The organism is Hoyosella altamirensis, assembly GCF_014191505.1.
Lineage (GTDB): Bacteria > Actinomycetota > Actinomycetes > Mycobacteriales > Mycobacteriaceae > Hoyosella > Hoyosella altamirensis.
Window position 1 is genome coordinate 410,855 of sequence record NZ_JACHWS010000001.1, and the last position, 14,781, is coordinate 425,635.

A 14,781-nucleotide genomic window follows, 5' to 3' on the forward strand; every position below is an offset into this window, starting at 1 on the left:
CGCCCATGACCGTCGTCTTACTTGACCCACGGCGTCCCGAGGTCGTCCCGCTCCGAGCTGTCCAGCACCTTGCGGGCCCCGTGGAAGCTACTCCCGACGTTCCGGCTTCGATACGCGATCTGCTCGACGTCGTCTCCACCGCTGACACGCTCGTCGCGGTGAGCGAGACACATCCGCAAGTGAGCGCCAGGCTCGCGGCGGGCGAAACGCTCATCGCTGCTGACGGCTTTCCGGGCTCCAGACTGCTGGAGTCAGTGGATCTGATGGACGATCTCCGCACTCGAGGACCGTGGGAACGAGAACAAACTCACGAGTCGCTGCAACGCTATCTTCTCGAGGAGACATACGAGCTGCTCGACGCGGTCAGGGCTGGGGATCGTGACGAGCTCCGCAAAGAACTCGGCGACATGTTGCTGCAAGTGCTCTTCCATGCACGCATCGCTGAGGACGACCCTGATGACCCGTTCACTCTCGACGATGTCGCAGCGGCACTTACCGCGAAACTGCTGCATCGCAATCCGCCCCACTTCGGCACGGACGACGCGCCGATGAACGCAGAAGAGCAAAACCAGCGCTGGCAGGAGCGCAAGGCCGCCGAGAAACCCAAGCAGTCGCTCACCGAAGGCATTCCACTGGCGCAACCCGCACTCGCGCTCGCTGAGAAGGTTCTCGGCCGTGCCGCGGAAGCCGGAATTCCGTCCGATTTGATCCCAGAAGCGCTGGTACAGGTCTCGCTTCAGCCACAAGGCAATAGCGAACTTGCACTGCGCGAGGCCGTCCTTGACCTCATCGAGACAATCGTCGCAACCGAGAAGAAAATCGGACGCAGCGTTGCCGAGCCAGAAAAATGGCGTGCAGCCTGGGAAGGAACCGCGCCCGGACGCTCCAATACTGCTACATGAGGTCACCGGGGGCGTACGAAGGGATCACGGACGCGGCACAGTCTGCTTGAGGGTTGGTGAAAGCGGCTGCACCGCAACGTTCTCCATGGCAATGATGGCCGCGTGACTTCTCCATCTCGACGCAGCGCTCGTTCGCACACATCGCGACGGCTAGCAACAGCCGTCGCCGCATCCATGGCAGCCGCATCGCTGCCCCTCGCGGGTGCAGCAGCTGCATCAGCAGAGACTCTCACTGACATCGCTGAAGCAGTTCTCGAAGCAATGCCACCAGCGCCGGGCACCGGCGTACCGATGATCGACTACCACGCCCCAGGACGTACCTCCGATCTACTCGCCGATTGGGCGCAGGCGCACTCTGACGCCCTCGGCATTCCCCGTCCCGCAATGCAGGCCTACGGTCATGCGGCTCTCGTCATGCAGGAAACTCAGCCCGGATGTGGTCTCCGCTGGACCACCCTCGCAGGTATCGGCGGCATCGAAAGCTGGCACGGCACCTACGAAGGCGCGGCGATCCTGGACGACGGACGTGTTGAGCCGCCGATCCGCGGTGTGAAGCTCGATGGCCGGCCTGGACTTGCCGACATCCCGGACACAGACAACGGTGAACTGGATGGCGACCCCGAACATGACCGGGCCATGGGTCCCATGCAGTTCATCCCCGAAACCTGGCAGCTCTTCGGTACAGACGGAAATGGCAATGGAAACGCCGACCCCGACAACATCGACGACGCTGTGATGTCTGCTGCGCGTTACCTTTGCGCGGCAGGCGGCAATCTCGAAAGCCCCGAAGGATGGCGCAAGGCGATCCTCGCCTACAACCAGTCAGAGGACTATCTACTGGACGTGCGTGACGCGGCCTGGCGATACTCGGCAGACGTGCACGTGCCAGAGCCGGCCCCGGCTCCGGAGCCAGCACCGGAGCCGCCTCCGGAGCCTGAACCGCTACCGGAGCCCCTCCCGGAGCCCCTCCCAGAGGGGGAACTGCCCCCAGCTTCTGAGGGTGAACTGCCACCGCCACCGCCTGAGGGCGAACTGCCGCCGGAAGAGCACCGCGACGGGCATGAACTCGCCCACTCGGAGCTGCAGGAGGGAGAACCGCACGAAGCCGAGCATCACGAGCCGGAACTTCACGAGCCGGAACTTCACGAGCCGGAGCATCCTGAAGCCGAGCATCACGAGCCCGAACTTCACGAGACGGAGCATCCTGAAGCTGAGCACGCTGACCCTGCACCGGAGCATCCCGACGCTCGGGGCGAGGCAGCACTGCGTGACATTCCAGAGGGCGAGATCGACGACGAAGACCTCGAACTTCTGAAAGAGTTTGCTGAGCAATATGGCGAGGGGTTTGAGTACGACGACGAGCTCGATGATGATCGAGTGCCAGCGTCGGAACGTGCTCCTGGCCACATGGTTCCGGACGTATTAGCGAAACTGGCGGCCGAGATCTGGGCATTCCTCGCGAAGCTGGGAATCAATGGCGAACCCAAGGGCGGCGCGTGAGCGTGCCTGATTCATAGAGGCCTCTGGTCCGGTTACCCTCGAACCTGGCAAGATTGTCCACTGCGGAGAACACAGCTCCGCACGTATTTGCCATTTGCCGAAGGAGTAATTCGTGGCCGTCATTGAACAGGTCGGAGCACGCGAGATTCTGGATTCCCGGGGCAACCCCACCGTCGAGGTGGAGGTTGCACTAGACGATGGGACGGTTACCCGCGCCGCCGTTCCCTCCGGGGCATCCACTGGTGAGCATGAGGCGGTGGAACTTCGTGACGGCGGTGAGCGCTACCTGGGTAAGGGTGTGCAGCGTGCCGTCAACGGAGTTCTCGACGAAATCGCGCCTGCGCTGATTGGTCTCGATGCGATCGAGCAGCGCACCGTCGATCAGTCGATGCTTGACCTCGACGGAACGCCAGACAAGTCCCGCCTGGGTGCCAACGCGATCCTCGGGGTCTCGCTCGCTGTGGCACGCGCCGCCGCGGAGTCGTCCGGGCTTGAGCTGTTCCGGTACGTGGGCGGCCCGAACTCGCATGTTCTGCCTGTACCGATGATGAACATCCTCAACGGTGGTGCCCATGCTGACACGGGTGTCGACGTTCAGGAGTTCATGATCGCGCCGATCGGTGCGCCGACCTTCAAGGAGTCTCTGCGCTGGGGCGCCGAGGTGTACCACGCGCTCAAGGGTGTCCTGAAGGCCAAGGGGCTCGCTACTGGCCTTGGCGATGAGGGCGGCTTCGCGCCAGACGTGGCAGGGACAAAGGAAGCGCTCGACCTGATCATCGAGGCTGTCGGGAAGACCGGCCTGTCGCTCGGGAAGGATGTCGCGCTTGCGCTCGATGTCGCGGCCACCGAGTTCTACGAGGAAGGGTCCGGTTACCGTTTCGAGGGGACTACACGTTCCGCTGCTGAGATGGCTGACTTCTACGGTGACCTTGTTGCCGCGTACCCGCTGGTGTCTGTTGAGGATCCGCTGAGTGAGGACGACTGGGACGGCTGGGCGACCCTGACCAGCCAGGTGGGCGACAAGTTGCAGATTGTCGGCGACGACCTTTTCGTCACCAACCCGGAACGTCTGCAGACGGGTATTGAACGGAACATCGCGAACGCACTGCTCGTGAAGGTCAATCAGATCGGCACGCTGACCGAAACGCTCGACGCCGTCGATCTTGCACACCGCAACGGCTATAAGACGATGATGAGCCACCGTTCGGGTGAAACCGAAGACACGACGATCGCGGACCTTGCCGTGGCGGTTGGCAGTGGGCAGATCAAGACAGGTGCTCCTGCGCGCAGCGAGCGCGTCGCGAAGTACAACCAGCTGCTTCGCATCGAAGAAGCACTGGGCGATGCCGCTCGTTACGCAGGTGCCTCTGCGTTCCCGCGCTTCTCATGGAAATCAACAGGTAGCTGATGGCTGAATCGTGGCCGCGAGGCAGGCGCCCCAAAGGCAGCCCAGCTGGCAGGGAACCCCGGCAATCGTCTGATGCACGGGATTCCCGGTCGGCTCGTGCTGCTGCGCAGCCTTCGCGGTCACGGTCCTTAAAGTCCGATCCCACCCAGGTGAAAGGCGCCGCGCGGATCAAGGCGGTGGGGACGAAAGCGATGCGGTCGCCAGCGGGTTCGAAGCTTGTTCGGCCCTCCGGCGGAGCCGCCGATATGGGCTGGTCGACGCGACGGACGTTCATTCTGGTTCTCGTGGCCGGTGCCCTCGTGCTCACTCTGGTGATGCCGCTGCGCACCTACTTCGCTCAACTCGGGGAGGCACGACGCATCTCCGCTGAGTATGAAGTTGTGTACGCAGAGGTGGAGGAACTGAAACAGCAGAAGGAACTTCAGGCCGACCCTGCCTATATTCGGGCTGAGGCGCGGGAGCGTCTTGGCCTCGTCTTCCCTGGTGAGACCGCGTACAAAGTCCAGTTTGAGGATGATCCGCGTTCGGCGCAGGAGGATGAAGTGGCCCGTCCTGGCAGCGCCGACCCCTGGTACACGCAACTGTGGGGTGAATTGTCGGTACCACGCGATCAGGGACCTCAGCGTGAAATGAACCTCCCGATCGCCCCAATTGAACCGGAGGCCGGACCGTAGTGGTTCAGCACGATGTGTCCGCGGACGATCTCGCCGCGGTGGGGGAACAACTTGGCCGGACTCCGCGCGGAGTTCTCGCGATCGCTTACAGGTGTCCTAACGGGGAGCCAGGCGTTGTGAAGACCGCGCCACGGCTTCCGGACGGAACTCCGTTCCCCACCTTGTACTACTTGACGCATCCAGTGCTGACTGCCGCCGCGAGCAGGCTGGAGTCGGCGGGAGTCATGAAAGACATGACGGAGAGTCTCAGCGCTGACCTGGAGCTCGCTGCGGGCTACGAGTCCGCGCACGAGGACTACCTGCGTGAGCGTGACTCTATCGAGTCCCTGGGCACCGAATTCTCGGGTGGCGGTATGCCGGACCGAGTCAAGTGTCTGCACGTGCTGATCGCCCACTCGCTTGCCCGCGGACCCGGCGTGAATCCCGTCGGTGATCAAGCCATCGTTATGATCGCCCAGGAAGACAGAAAGCTGGTCGGCTCAATACTCCCGGCCAATTGGCCAGGCGTCACGACGAGCATGGAGGACAGCGAGCAATGACACGTGTCGCCGCAATCGATTGTGGCACCAACTCGTTGCGCCTCCTCATCGCCGATGTCGAGGAGGGCTCCGACGGGTCGCAGAAACTCACCGACGTCGATCGCCGAATGGTGGTTGTGCGCCTTGGCCAAGGTGTAGACGCGACCGGAGAGTTCCATGTCGATGCGCTCGCACGGACCCGACGTGGATTGCAGGACTATGCGCGTCTTATCGCTGACTCTGGCGCTACGCGGCTTCGCATGGTTGCTACCTCGGCGACTCGTGACGCGAGCAATCGAGACGCATTCTTCGCGATGACGCGGGAAATTCTTGACCCTGTCATCGCGGGTTCAGAGGCAGAAGTGATTTCCGGTGACGAGGAAGCTGAACTGTCGTTCATCGGCGCGGTAGCTGACCTCGACCCTGCCGAGGGGCCGTTCGTTGTGGTCGACCTCGGTGGTGGCTCCACTGAAGTCGTTTATGGTTCGGACAGCATGATCGCGGCACGGTCTGTGAACGTCGGCTGCGTTCGCCTGACAGAACGGTGCCTGCACCACGATCCGCCGACTGATGACGAAGTCCGGGAGGCCACGCACATCGCGCGCAGTATTCTCCGCGACGCATTCAGCGCTGTCCCACTCGCGCCTGCTCACACTTGGGTTGGCGTGGCCGGCACAATGACGACGCTTTCCGCACTTGCCCACGACATGTCTGCGTACGACTCGGAGAAGATCCACCTGTCTCGAGTCCCGTTCCCGCGACTGCTAGAAGTGTGTGACGATCTCGTTCACATGACTCGTGCGCGCCGCATGTCTCTCGGCCCGATGCACCCTGGCCGTGCAGACGTCATTGGGGGAGGTGCGATCATTACACGCGTGCTCGCCGAGGAATTGTCAGCTGTCACCGACATCGATGAGCTCGTCGTCAGCGAACATGACATCCTCGACGGGATCGCGTACGCGCTGGCTAAAGACTGACATACGCCCCCGTAGCCCAATCGGCAGAGGCAGACGGCTTAAAACCGTCACAGTGTGGGTTCGAGTCCCACCGGGGGCACCATCTACCAGCACAACCACAACAATGTGATTCACTCAATATCGTCCAAAAGGACTTTAACTGGACTCAAACGAAACCGCTGGTCAGGCTTCAACAACCCCAGAATGCCCGTCAAATCTGGTGCCACCCGCTCCGCCACCGCCACATAATGCTTCGCCGTCACCTTCGTCGACGTGTGACCAACTGCACGGCAGCATCCTCAAGGCTGCCGTGATTCTTGATCAGCGTCGCCACCGTGCGCCGCAACGTCCGAAACTCCACCCAATCAAACCGCCCCACCCCATCCTCGTCATACGGCGCGCCCGCAGCATGCCGCGCCACACGCCACTGCCGCCGCACATTATTCGGATACCGGTAGCCACCCGTCCCCGACGGGAACAACAACTCCGTGCGGCAACCCCGGTCCTTTGACATGCGCTCCACAGTGGCCTGCGCCCACATCGGCAGCCACACCGACCGGGCACCCGCCGCCCCCGTTTTCGTGTACCCCTGCCGGTGCAATCCCGCGCCGCGCGCATACACCAAAGTGCCGTTCAGGCTGCACAACATCCGGCCCTCTTCCTCCCGAATGTCCTGCCACTGCAACGCGAAAACCTCCGACGTGCGCGCCCCAGTAGCGAGACACAAATCCAGCACATCCAGCAAATCCGGTGCCTGCACACCCGGCCCCATCCTCGGAGTGCTCCGCGGGTGGCCCTCATCGTCAATCACACCCTGCTGCCACCACTGCACCCGCTGCAACAGCTCCGACAGTTGTTCCACCGTCAGCGCTGCACCGGGCCACGCGCTGGTTTGGGGGGTTTCGCTCCCACCACCGGTGATACCGGGATCGCATCCATCCGCGCCGCGAAGTCCATCATCTGCTTCAGCACCTTGTGCGCGTCAGCGGCGCTGCCAGGTGTGAGGGGAATGCAGAAACCGGTGTACCTTCCCCGTGGTGACTTCCCTCAACAGCAGCATCCCTAGGCCGGGGATGATGCGGCCTTCGAACGCCCGCCGATACGTGTCCAATGTTTGTGGCCGCACCAGCCCTTCCCTTTTCAGGTCACTCAGCCACACCTCACCTAACTGGTGGACGCGGGTGCCGCTGGTCACTGTGCCTGTGGTGGTGGATTGCTGCATGTCGGCGAGCCGTTTCCGCAGCCGTGTTTTCGCGGCGGTCGCTGACCGTCCGGTGGCCCGCACTCGTGTGGTGGAGCCGTCGAAGCCACGGAACCGTGCGAGCGCAATGAATACCCCTGGCCCTGGTGGTGTTTCTTTCGCGCTGATTTCCCCCCCACGACCCCACCGGCAACGGCGGTCGAGGCATGATCCCTCATTTCTCCAGCACCGTCCCAGCCCAGTCCACCGCGGCGCGTTCACACCACACATGCAAACCGCGCGCTGCTTCCACCGCTTCCATCGCCACCTCACGAGAAACCGGGTCACCACCCGCGATCATTGTCAATGGGCTGCGCACGAACCGTAAAGCTCCCCGCGCATCCACCGCGCCAGGCATGACCGCCGCGTCCGCCAACTGGTCCGCCGCTGTTTGCGCTTTCGCCTGAACCCTCGTTGAGGGTGTGCCCCCGGCTTCCAAGTGATCCGCGATCGCCGCTAACCCGTCCGTCATCGGGTTGCTGCCGTGCTCGTCGATACCGTAAATCCGTTCACAAAACGCCATTTCGGGGGTGCGTTCCAGGTCTTCACCACCACACGCCACGGTCACCGCGACACCCACCGCGACAAGCAGAGCCCCACTGGTGCGGGCGAACCCCGAATAGTCCGTCATCACGTCACCGCTCATCGTCGACCTGTCTTACTGTCATCGTTGCACCATCGAAACAACCCGGCCGCGCACCGTGTCACCGTCCGCGTCAAGCCACGCGTGGCATTCATAGTCGGATCGCACGAGCGCCCCGAACGCGTTCTGCGCGTCCACCGCACCCTGCACCCGCCACCTGTTACCGGATTCGGGGATCGCGAGCGGGTCGGGGAACTGTGCTGTCGCGGGAGCCCGCAACCGGTTCTTCACCGCGTCCTCACAGATACTCACCGCCATGAACCGGGTAACCGCCACCGACCCATCACCACTGCTGCCGCTCCACCCGCTGCACTGACCAGCGATCAACCCGAGAACCATCAACACGCCGAGCAGGGTGAGCGTCACAAGCTTCCCGTTCCCCGCACGCACCTCACTCATGTGCTGCACACCTGTCGCTGCATCATCGTCATAATCCTCGCCAGTTTCGTCCGGTGCATTCACCGTGTCAGACCATGCCGTTCCACCGCCGACAAATGCTGAAGCCTCGTCACCACCAAATCACTCGTCACACCCACTTCACGCGCAATCAGTGTCAGTGATTGCGTCCAGTGCAGCATGTCCCGCAACGGAATACCGCGTAGTAGAGGGCGTAACCCCCGAGACCAGGCTCGCCGAAATCCGCGACTGGGGAGGGAAGTTCGCGATCAGTGACGAGCAGATCCGACGCAACCGCATCGACTACCTGTCGATGCAGGTCGAGCAAACCCAAAACACGATCGTGAAGAAAATCAACACCGCAGGACTCGCCGCCATTGACGCAGCCCTCGATGAACACGACGCCCCCGTCATCCCCGCCACCGAAGCATGGGACACCGCCAAAACAATCGGCGACCCTTCCACGCTCACATCGAACGGTTCCCTGCCCTTCGCGGACATCGTCCGGGCCATGGCGCATCACGGCCCGGAGAAACCGTTCTCAACGCTCCTTGTCAACCCGCAATAAGCGGCCAGCTTGCGCACACCCTGACGTCCGTAGCGTCGAGATCATGAACTGCGCTGGGATCAACCACCCGTCGTGGTGCCTGCCTGTTTTCACTCGTCGGTGCGTGAATTCCGGCGCTCGAGCTCCTGAATTCGCGCGGCGGCTTTCTTGAGCCGTTTCTTGCGTTCCTTGGCGTCAGCTTCCTTGAGTTCCTCGTACACCTCTTCGTCGCTGTCGCTGTAGTTGAGAATCATCCGCGGAATGCTGAGAGTGAAGATCAACGAGGGCCAGACAATCCACGCATAATTAAAGTCCAGAACAAACTGGAGGATCAGGAATGTCACGAGTGTGACGCCAATGATTACCCAGTCAAGTGACTCGACTAGGTTGCCCCGACGTTTCAGTGAGGCAATTTCCGACTCGGCGCTCAGCTGTGAGGAAACCCTTCGCTGCGTCACTGTCCTGTTTCGGTGCGGGCAGTCGTTCCGGCTCCTGGATCTTCCTGATGAACCCGCCAACGCTTTCGAGAGGCACCCCACCAGGAAGTCCGCGGAAGCTCTCACGGAGCCCATCAAGCGTGCGTGCCGAAGCGACTGTATTGGACTGCTCGTAAAACTCATCGACGTTCAGTCTGCCGGCTGCGTAGTGTTCGCTCAGGACATTCAGCGCGTGCAGGCGCTCGTCATCGCTGAGAAGCAGGTCGTGGTCAGGACTTTCACTCATCTATCACTCACTTCCCCCGAATGCGCGTGCGCACAAGTTTACGTGAGCCACCGGAACCGCGGTGTTATGGCGAATAGTTCCAGATTTTCCAAGCCGTAGCGCAGTCGTTGCAAGGACCATGGGGATATGGCGAAGATTGAGACTGTTTATCCCAGGCTGGTGGTGTCCGATGGAGCGGCGGCTATTGGTTTCTATGTCAATGCCCTTGGTGCCGAGGAACGGTGCCGCTACACCGATAACGACGGCAGGATCGTCCATTCAGAGGTCGTGATTGGCGGTGTCACGGTGGCTGTGAAAGATGCGGATGGTACCGATCCGTCGCCCGATAACGTCAATGGCACCCCTGTGATCCTTGCGCTCTACACCGACGATGCGAATGCTGTGGCTGACAGAATGATGGAGCACGGCGCAACCGTGATCTTCCCTGTCCGCGACCAGTTCTACGGTGAACGTGCCGGGCGCCTCGCGGATCCGTTCGGGCATGTGTGGATGATCGCCCAGAAGAATGGAGAGCTGTCACCCGATGAGATCCAGCGGACGCTGACCGGCTAGCTGACACGCAGGCTGCGTGTCTACGGGTGTTCCATCGACCGCTCGCCATCGATGTCGACGGTGATGCTCTGCATGAGCCCGTCAGCATCGCCGCTGATGTCGCAGTGGTAAGTGAAGTCGACGTCTTCGCCGTCGGCATTCTCGCCGTTGACCTGTCCCTCGATCTGCCAGTCAAGCGCGTCATTCTGTGATGCGGTAATTCCTTTGAACCGTGCGTCGCCCGGTATGTCGACCAGTGACTGCACCGTCTCCTCGCAATACACGTGGGCGAGGCTCTCCGGTATACCCCGGTCCCGCTGCGACCACATGACAGCGAAAGCCGTTGTGAGCGCCAGCACAGCGACTCCAAAGGCAACCCACAGCTTCAGCTTCAGGCTGTACTTCCGGTCCCCGTCGGCCACTGTGTCTGATCCTCATTTCGTCGTGCTGCGGATACTTGAACTCCCGCGAGGGTATACCTGCGGCAGACAATCAACCATGCTCGCTCTATGGTCGATGGGGCAGTGACAGCAACGGAAAGGACACGGACGATGTCAGTAGGTCACGAGGCGCAGCCGTCGCCGTCGGTGAGTGACCTGTTCCGTAATGCTTTCCGCCGCCACCCGGCCGGGCTTGCGATTATCTCGGCTGCCGGACCTAACGGTCCGGCAGGCATCCTGTCTTCCTCAGTAGCCTCGGTGAGTCTCGATCCGCCTGCGCTGTCCTTTACCATTTCCACGCTGACGTCGTCCGCGCAGATCGTGCGGAGCGCGGACACGGTCGTCGTGCACTTGCTTGACGCCGGAGACCTGAAGTTAGCCAGGACATTCGCGACGCCGGGGAGTGTCCGGTTCGGCGACGACATGGCCTGGGATTACCTTCCGACGGGTGAGCCGTTCTTGCTGGAAACTAAGGCGCAGATCCGCTGCCGCCAACTCGGGCACCTTGATGTGGGCAACTCGTCAATTGTCGCCGCTGAAGTGCTTGACGTGACTCAGGGCGAATCGACCGCGCTCCCACTGGTCTACTCGAACAGAGCTTTTCACATTTTTCACGAGTTCCCGATCCGCTGATGATGCCAAGAAGTCACCAGGGCGTCATCGCGGTGTGCCTCGCCACACAGACACCAGGGTCAAAGAGCAGGTAAAGTTCCAGTCGTCGATACCTGCGATCAGCGACCGGCCCAGGTGCCCCGTGAAAACGGGGAACTCACAGGCAGGCATGTTCGTTGACGATGCAGAAACGGGAGACACCAGCGGGCACTGGACCGGTTCAACGTGCAGAAGCCCAGCAGAGAATGGAAGGGACGTCCACGGTGCGCACCAGCAGCAACCCGGTGTTCAAAAACCTGCCGAAAGGCCCCGGGGGTTACGCAACATTCGGCAGCGGGGCGGCAGGCGCTTCGCAGGCCGCCTATCAGTACGGCCAGCAGACTGCGCCGCAGTACACGCCTTCGGCGCCTGAACGGGCGATGACGGTTGACGATGTCGTCACCAAGACCGGCACCACCCTTGGGGTGCTGACTGTCACCGCGATTCTCTCCTACTACTTGACTAACACGAACCCGGGTCTTGCTCCGATTCTCGTGTTCGGCGGCATGATCGTCGGTTTGGTCCTCGTGCTGGTCGCCGTCTTCGGCAAGAAGATGGACAACCCGGCCATCGTGCTCAGTTACGCGGCCGCGCAGGGCTTGTTTGTTGGTGGCCTGTCGTGGTTGTTCGGCAACGTCATGGTGACCGGCATCTCGGCGGGCGCACTGATCGGCCAGGCGGTTCTGGGCACATTCGGTGTGTTCTTCGGCATGCTCGTCGTGTACAAGACGGGTGCTATCCGCGTTACGCCGCGTATGACGCGCATGATCGTCGCCGGCATCTTTGGTGCGCTGGTGCTCATGATCGGCAACCTGGTCGCGAGCTTCTTCATGGAAGGCGGCTTCGGTCTCCGTGACGGTGGGCCGCTGGCGATCATCTTCTCGCTCTTCGTTATCGGCCTGGCAGCCTTCAGCTTCCTGATCGACTTCGACGCAGCGGATGAGATGATTCGGCAGGGCGCTCCTGAGCGTGCAGCCTGGGGCGTCGCACTCGGCCTGACTATCACCCTGGTCTGGCTCTACATCGAGATCCTGCGTCTGCTCAGCTACTTCAACCAGGAATGATCCTGGCTTGACCGAAGGCCCCCGGTGGACACGTCCCGGGGGCCTTCGGCATACGTGGGTGGCTAAATCGTGAAAGATTCTCCCTCTTCAGGAGGGAAAATCCTTCACGATCCGCCGACATAGCTGGTCATAACCAGCAATGACCACTTATACTAAGGCTGCCCGCCCACGATGAATGTGTGAGAGGTATGACTGTGTCCGAGAACCAAGCCCTGCCAGGCCGTGCGGTGCAACAGGTTCTCTCTGACGGGCCCATCCCGAAACACGAGCAGCTACGCGCCATCCTTCACGATCTCTGCCGAACGTCGCTGGGGCCTGGCGACATGCTGCCCAGTGAACGCAAGCTGGTCGACGAATATGGCGTCAGTCGCATCACTGTCCGCGAGGCCGTTGGGCAACTCGTGGCGGACGGGGTCCTCGAGCGGGTGCCCGGCAAGGGTACGTTCGTGGCCCGCAGGACGGTTCGGTCGCATCTGCACTTAGCCTCGTTCCACGAGGACATGCGCCGCGCTGGTGCCCAGCCGTCAACGAGAGTGCTGAGCGCCGAGCAGGCTGTCCCTCCGCTTGAGGCCGCCGAGACGCTGCGACTGCGGCCGGGTGAAAGAGCATTTCACGTCGTCCGGTTGCGGCTGGCAAACGAGCAGCCCATCAGTGTGGACGACGGCTGGTACAACCCGAACTATCTGCCAGAGCTGTTGGCCGCAGATCTCACAGCGTCGCTGTACGAGCAGTTCGACAGCAAATATGGCGTGCCGATCAACAGGGCTGAACAGTCAGTCGCAGCACGTGCGTGCCCCGCTGACCTGGCGCGCCACCTTCAGATCACCGAGGGTGATCCGGTCCTGGTTTTCGACCGGGTTTCCTACAGCGAGAAATTGCCGATCGAGCGCGCCATCTCGACGTATCGGGGAGACCGCTACCAGCTCCAGATGAGCCTGGATGAGACGTCCCCGCAAGGCGGGTCTAATACTGGACAGGTGCGCTAGCGCAAACTGGACCGACGACTGGAAGGACCTTTGCCGTGGTGTACGAAGCTTCCGGGCAGCGTTACGGGCCAATGCCATACCGAGCGTGCGGTCGCAGTGGGCTGAAACTGCCTGCGATCTCGCTGGGCCTGTGGCATAACTTCGGTGACGATAAGCCGCTGGAGGCGCAGCGTGCGATCCTGCGCCGGGCATTCGATCTGGGGGTCACCCATTTTGACCTGGCCAACAATTACGGCCCGCCGTACGGGTCGGCGGAGATCAACTTCGGCCGGGTCCTCGCTGAGGACTTCGGCCCGTATCGGGACGAGTTGATCATCTCCACCAAAGCGGGCTGGGATATGTGGCCGGGACCGTATGGGTTCGGCGGGTCACGGAAGTACCTGCTGGCGTCGCTGAACCAGTCACTCAGGCGCATGGGGCTGGACTATGTGGACATCTTTTATAGTCACCGGCCCGACCCGGAAACGCCCCTCGAAGAAACCATGGGTGCGCTGGACCAGGCAGTGCGGTCCGGAAAAGCACTCTACGCGGGTATCTCGTCGTACAGTCCGTCGCTGACGCGGAGAGCCGCTGACATCATGCGTGACCTGGGGACGCCGCTGCTGATCCACCAGCCGTCGTATTCCATGCTTAACCGCTGGGTAGAGCAGGGTGATCCGTCTTTGCTCGAAACGGCGCACGACGAAGGCCTCGGGGTGATTGCTTTCTCGCCCTTGGCGCAGGGCCTGCTCACTGACCGGTATCTGGGCGGGGTGCCTGCCGGCTCTCGAGCGGCTGCAGGCAAGAGTTTGTCTGAAAGCATGCTTTCCGAAGGAAACCTCGAGTACGTGCGGGCACTCAACGAGATCGCGGCTTCTCGAGGGCAATCCTTGGCTCAGCTCGCGATCTCGTGGGTTCTCCGCAAGCAGGACTATTCAGTGACCTCAGCGCTGATTGGTGCCTCAAGTGTCGAGCAGCTCGAGGACAGTCTCGCGTCGGTGCAGAATCTCGAGTTCAGCGACGAAGAGATCGCAGGCATCGAGGCGCACGCCGTCGATGCGGGAATCAATCTGTGGGGCGGCGCCACCGCTTCTATGGACTGACGTCTCGCTGAAATAGTGTCGATCTACCTACCGTTTCCGGAACGTAGATCGACACTATTTGCGTTGAGTCACCCCCAGCGGAGGAGTACGTCGCCGCCGGAGACATTATGCGCCACGATTGACGCGGTGTCGGGCTTGCTGTCGAGGACAACGACTGGGCAGATGTCGTCGTAGCCAGCCGCGATGATGGCTTCCGGCTCGAATGTGACGATGGGGTCGCCGACAGAGACGCGGCTTTTCTCGGCAGCGAGGAGGGTGAAGCCTTCCCCTTTGAGCTGCACGGTATCAATGCCGATGTGGACGAGGACGCCGACGCCCTCATCCGTGACGATGACGTATGCGTGTGGGTGGAGCTTTGCGATGGTCCCGCTGACGGGCGCCACGGCGGTGAGCTTCTCACCTGTGCGCTGAGGTTTGACCGCAGCGCCTGAGCCGACGAGTTGCTGTGCGAAAACGGGGTCGGTCACGTCGCCAAGGGGAACGACTTGTCCAGGCAGGGGGCTGATGATGTCCATGTCAG

General features: G+C 61.9%; 18 protein-coding genes, 1 tRNA gene and 1 pseudogene. 13 read left to right on the forward strand and 7 right to left on the reverse strand.

Annotated features, from left to right (window positions below):
* Positions 1-5: 5 nt before the first annotated feature.
* The 7 genes from FHU29_RS01995 to FHU29_RS02025 all read left to right on the forward strand — a co-directional run bounded on the left by FHU29_RS01995 (position 6) and on the right by FHU29_RS02025 (position 6,061).
* Positions 6-902 (forward strand): nucleoside triphosphate pyrophosphohydrolase, encoded by an 897-nt coding sequence (locus FHU29_RS01995; RefSeq protein WP_064439644.1) that lies wholly within the window; start codon positions 6-8, stop codon positions 900-902.
* A gap of 102 nt (positions 903-1,004) precedes the next feature.
* A complete protein-coding gene (locus FHU29_RS23580; protein WP_341478949.1) occupies positions 1,005-2,402 on the forward strand; it encodes a lytic transglycosylase domain-containing protein in 1,398 nt (465 codons plus the stop codon).
* A 112-nt stretch (positions 2,403-2,514) separates the two neighbouring features.
* The gene (gene eno / locus FHU29_RS02005; protein WP_064439646.1) at positions 2,515-3,810 is read left to right on the forward strand and encodes a phosphopyruvate hydratase; all 1,296 of its coding nucleotides are present in this window, start codon (positions 2,515-2,517) and stop codon (positions 3,808-3,810) included.
* 191 nt (positions 3,811-4,001) lie between these two features.
* Entirely contained in the window at positions 4,002-4,484 is a 483-nt protein-coding gene (locus FHU29_RS02010) for an FtsB family cell division protein (protein WP_183377449.1), read from the forward strand.
* Positions 4,484-5,023 (forward strand): DUF501 domain-containing protein, encoded by a 540-nt coding sequence (locus FHU29_RS02015; RefSeq protein ID WP_083962222.1) that lies wholly within the window; start codon positions 4,484-4,486, stop codon positions 5,021-5,023. The genes FHU29_RS02010 and FHU29_RS02015 overlap by 1 nt, the downstream gene beginning before the upstream one ends.
* Positions 5,020-5,979 (forward strand): Ppx/GppA phosphatase family protein, encoded by a 960-nt coding sequence (locus FHU29_RS02020; protein ID WP_064439648.1) that lies wholly within the window; start codon positions 5,020-5,022, stop codon positions 5,977-5,979. Before FHU29_RS02015 ends, FHU29_RS02020 begins: the two co-directional genes overlap by 4 nt.
* 5 nt (positions 5,980-5,984) lie before the next feature.
* A tRNA-Leu gene (locus tag FHU29_RS02025) sits at positions 5,985-6,061 on the forward strand.
* A 156-nt stretch (positions 6,062-6,217) separates the two neighbouring features.
* On the opposite strand, the gene FHU29_RS02030 is transcribed toward FHU29_RS02025, so the two are convergent.
* The 4 genes from FHU29_RS02030 to FHU29_RS02045 all read right to left on the reverse strand — a co-directional run bounded on the left by FHU29_RS02030 (position 6,218) and on the right by FHU29_RS02045 (position 8,303).
* Complete coding sequence (locus FHU29_RS02030) at positions 6,218-6,820, reverse strand: tyrosine-type recombinase/integrase (RefSeq protein WP_064439649.1); 603 nt, start codon at positions 6,818-6,820, stop codon at positions 6,218-6,220.
* A 120-nt stretch (positions 6,821-6,940) separates the two neighbouring features.
* Entirely contained in the window at positions 6,941-7,420 is a 480-nt protein-coding gene (locus FHU29_RS02035; RefSeq protein WP_157094996.1) for a tyrosine-type recombinase/integrase, read from the reverse strand.
* Positions 7,374-7,844: a hypothetical protein gene (locus FHU29_RS02040; RefSeq protein ID WP_064439651.1), complete on the reverse strand. Its 471-nt coding sequence runs from the start codon at positions 7,842-7,844 to the stop codon at positions 7,374-7,376. Before FHU29_RS02040 ends, FHU29_RS02035 begins: the two co-directional genes overlap by 47 nt.
* 18 nt (positions 7,845-7,862) lie before the next feature.
* Positions 7,863-8,303 carry a hypothetical protein gene (locus FHU29_RS02045; protein WP_064439652.1) on the reverse strand — a complete coding sequence of 147 codons (441 nt, stop codon included), beginning with the start codon at positions 8,301-8,303 and terminating at the stop codon, positions 7,863-7,865.
* A 94-nt stretch (positions 8,304-8,397) separates the two neighbouring features.
* Here FHU29_RS02045 and FHU29_RS02050 point away from each other — a divergent pair, with 94 nt between their 5' ends.
* Positions 8,398-8,805: a phage major capsid protein gene (locus FHU29_RS02050; RefSeq protein WP_157094997.1), complete on the forward strand. Its 408-nt coding sequence runs from the start codon at positions 8,398-8,400 to the stop codon at positions 8,803-8,805.
* Between the two features lie 89 nt (positions 8,806-8,894).
* Here FHU29_RS02050 and FHU29_RS23800 read toward each other — a convergent pair.
* Positions 8,895-9,507: pseudogene (locus FHU29_RS23800) on the reverse strand (DUF1707 SHOCT-like domain-containing protein).
* Positions 9,508-9,633: 126 nt separating this feature from the next.
* On the opposite strand from FHU29_RS23800, the gene FHU29_RS02060 reads away from it, so the two are divergent.
* Positions 9,634-10,059 (forward strand): VOC family protein, encoded by a 426-nt coding sequence (locus FHU29_RS02060; protein ID WP_064439654.1) that lies wholly within the window; start codon positions 9,634-9,636, stop codon positions 10,057-10,059.
* Positions 10,060-10,079: 20 nt separating this feature from the next.
* Here FHU29_RS02060 and FHU29_RS02065 read toward each other — a convergent pair whose 3' ends face one another.
* The gene (locus tag FHU29_RS02065; protein WP_064439655.1) at positions 10,080-10,460 is read right to left on the reverse strand and encodes a hypothetical protein; all 381 of its coding nucleotides are present in this window, start codon (positions 10,458-10,460) and stop codon (positions 10,080-10,082) included.
* A 129-nt stretch (positions 10,461-10,589) separates the two neighbouring features.
* Here FHU29_RS02065 and FHU29_RS02070 point away from each other — a divergent pair, with 129 nt between their 5' ends.
* The 4 genes from FHU29_RS02070 to mgrA all read left to right on the forward strand — a co-directional run bounded on the left by FHU29_RS02070 (position 10,590) and on the right by mgrA (position 14,261).
* A complete protein-coding gene (locus tag FHU29_RS02070; protein ID WP_064439656.1) occupies positions 10,590-11,111 on the forward strand; it encodes a flavin reductase family protein in 522 nt (173 codons plus the stop codon).
* Between the two features lie 242 nt (positions 11,112-11,353).
* On the forward strand, positions 11,354-12,193 hold the full coding sequence (locus FHU29_RS02075) for a Bax inhibitor-1/YccA family protein (protein ID WP_013808248.1): 840 nt from the start codon (positions 11,354-11,356) through the stop codon (positions 12,191-12,193).
* A gap of 188 nt (positions 12,194-12,381) precedes the next feature.
* Positions 12,382-13,179 (forward strand): GntR family transcriptional regulator, encoded by a 798-nt coding sequence (locus tag FHU29_RS02080; protein WP_064439657.1) that lies wholly within the window; start codon positions 12,382-12,384, stop codon positions 13,177-13,179.
* 35 nt (positions 13,180-13,214) lie between these two features.
* Positions 13,215-14,261, forward strand: a complete 1,047-nt coding sequence (mgrA, locus tag FHU29_RS02085) for an L-glyceraldehyde 3-phosphate reductase (RefSeq protein WP_064439658.1) — start codon at positions 13,215-13,217, stop codon at positions 14,259-14,261.
* 68 nt (positions 14,262-14,329) lie between these two features.
* Here mgrA and FHU29_RS02090 read toward each other — a convergent pair whose 3' ends face one another.
* On the reverse strand, positions 14,330-14,776 hold the full coding sequence (locus FHU29_RS02090; protein WP_064439659.1) for a PTS sugar transporter subunit IIA: 447 nt from the start codon (positions 14,774-14,776) through the stop codon (positions 14,330-14,332).
* Between the last annotated feature and the right edge of the window lie 5 nt (positions 14,777-14,781).

What these genes read in the sequence shown, in the direction of transcription:
- FHU29_RS02070 (WP_064439656.1), top strand. Translation starts at nt 10,590, where the DNA reads ATGTCAGTAGGTCACGAGGCGCAGCCGTCGCCGTCGGTGAGTGACCTG.
- FHU29_RS02080 (WP_064439657.1), top strand. Translation starts at nt 12,382, where the DNA reads ATGACTGTGTCCGAGAACCAAGCCCTGCCAGGCCGTGCGGTGCAACAG.
- FHU29_RS02010 (WP_183377449.1), top strand. Translation starts at nt 4,002, where the DNA reads ATGCGGTCGCCAGCGGGTTCGAAGCTTGTTCGGCCCTCCGGCGGAGCC.
- FHU29_RS02040 (WP_064439651.1), bottom strand. Translation starts at nt 7,844, where the DNA reads ATGAGCGGTGACGTGATGACGGACTATTCGGGGTTCGCCCGCACCAGT.
- FHU29_RS02060 (WP_064439654.1), top strand. Translation starts at nt 9,634, where the DNA reads ATGGCGAAGATTGAGACTGTTTATCCCAGGCTGGTGGTGTCCGATGGA.
- FHU29_RS02020 (WP_064439648.1), top strand. Translation starts at nt 5,020, where the DNA reads ATGACACGTGTCGCCGCAATCGATTGTGGCACCAACTCGTTGCGCCTC.
- FHU29_RS01995 (WP_064439644.1), top strand. Translation starts at nt 6, where the DNA reads ATGACCGTCGTCTTACTTGACCCACGGCGTCCCGAGGTCGTCCCGCTC.
- FHU29_RS02090 (WP_064439659.1), bottom strand. Translation starts at nt 14,776, where the DNA reads ATGGACATCATCAGCCCCCTGCCTGGACAAGTCGTTCCCCTTGGCGAC.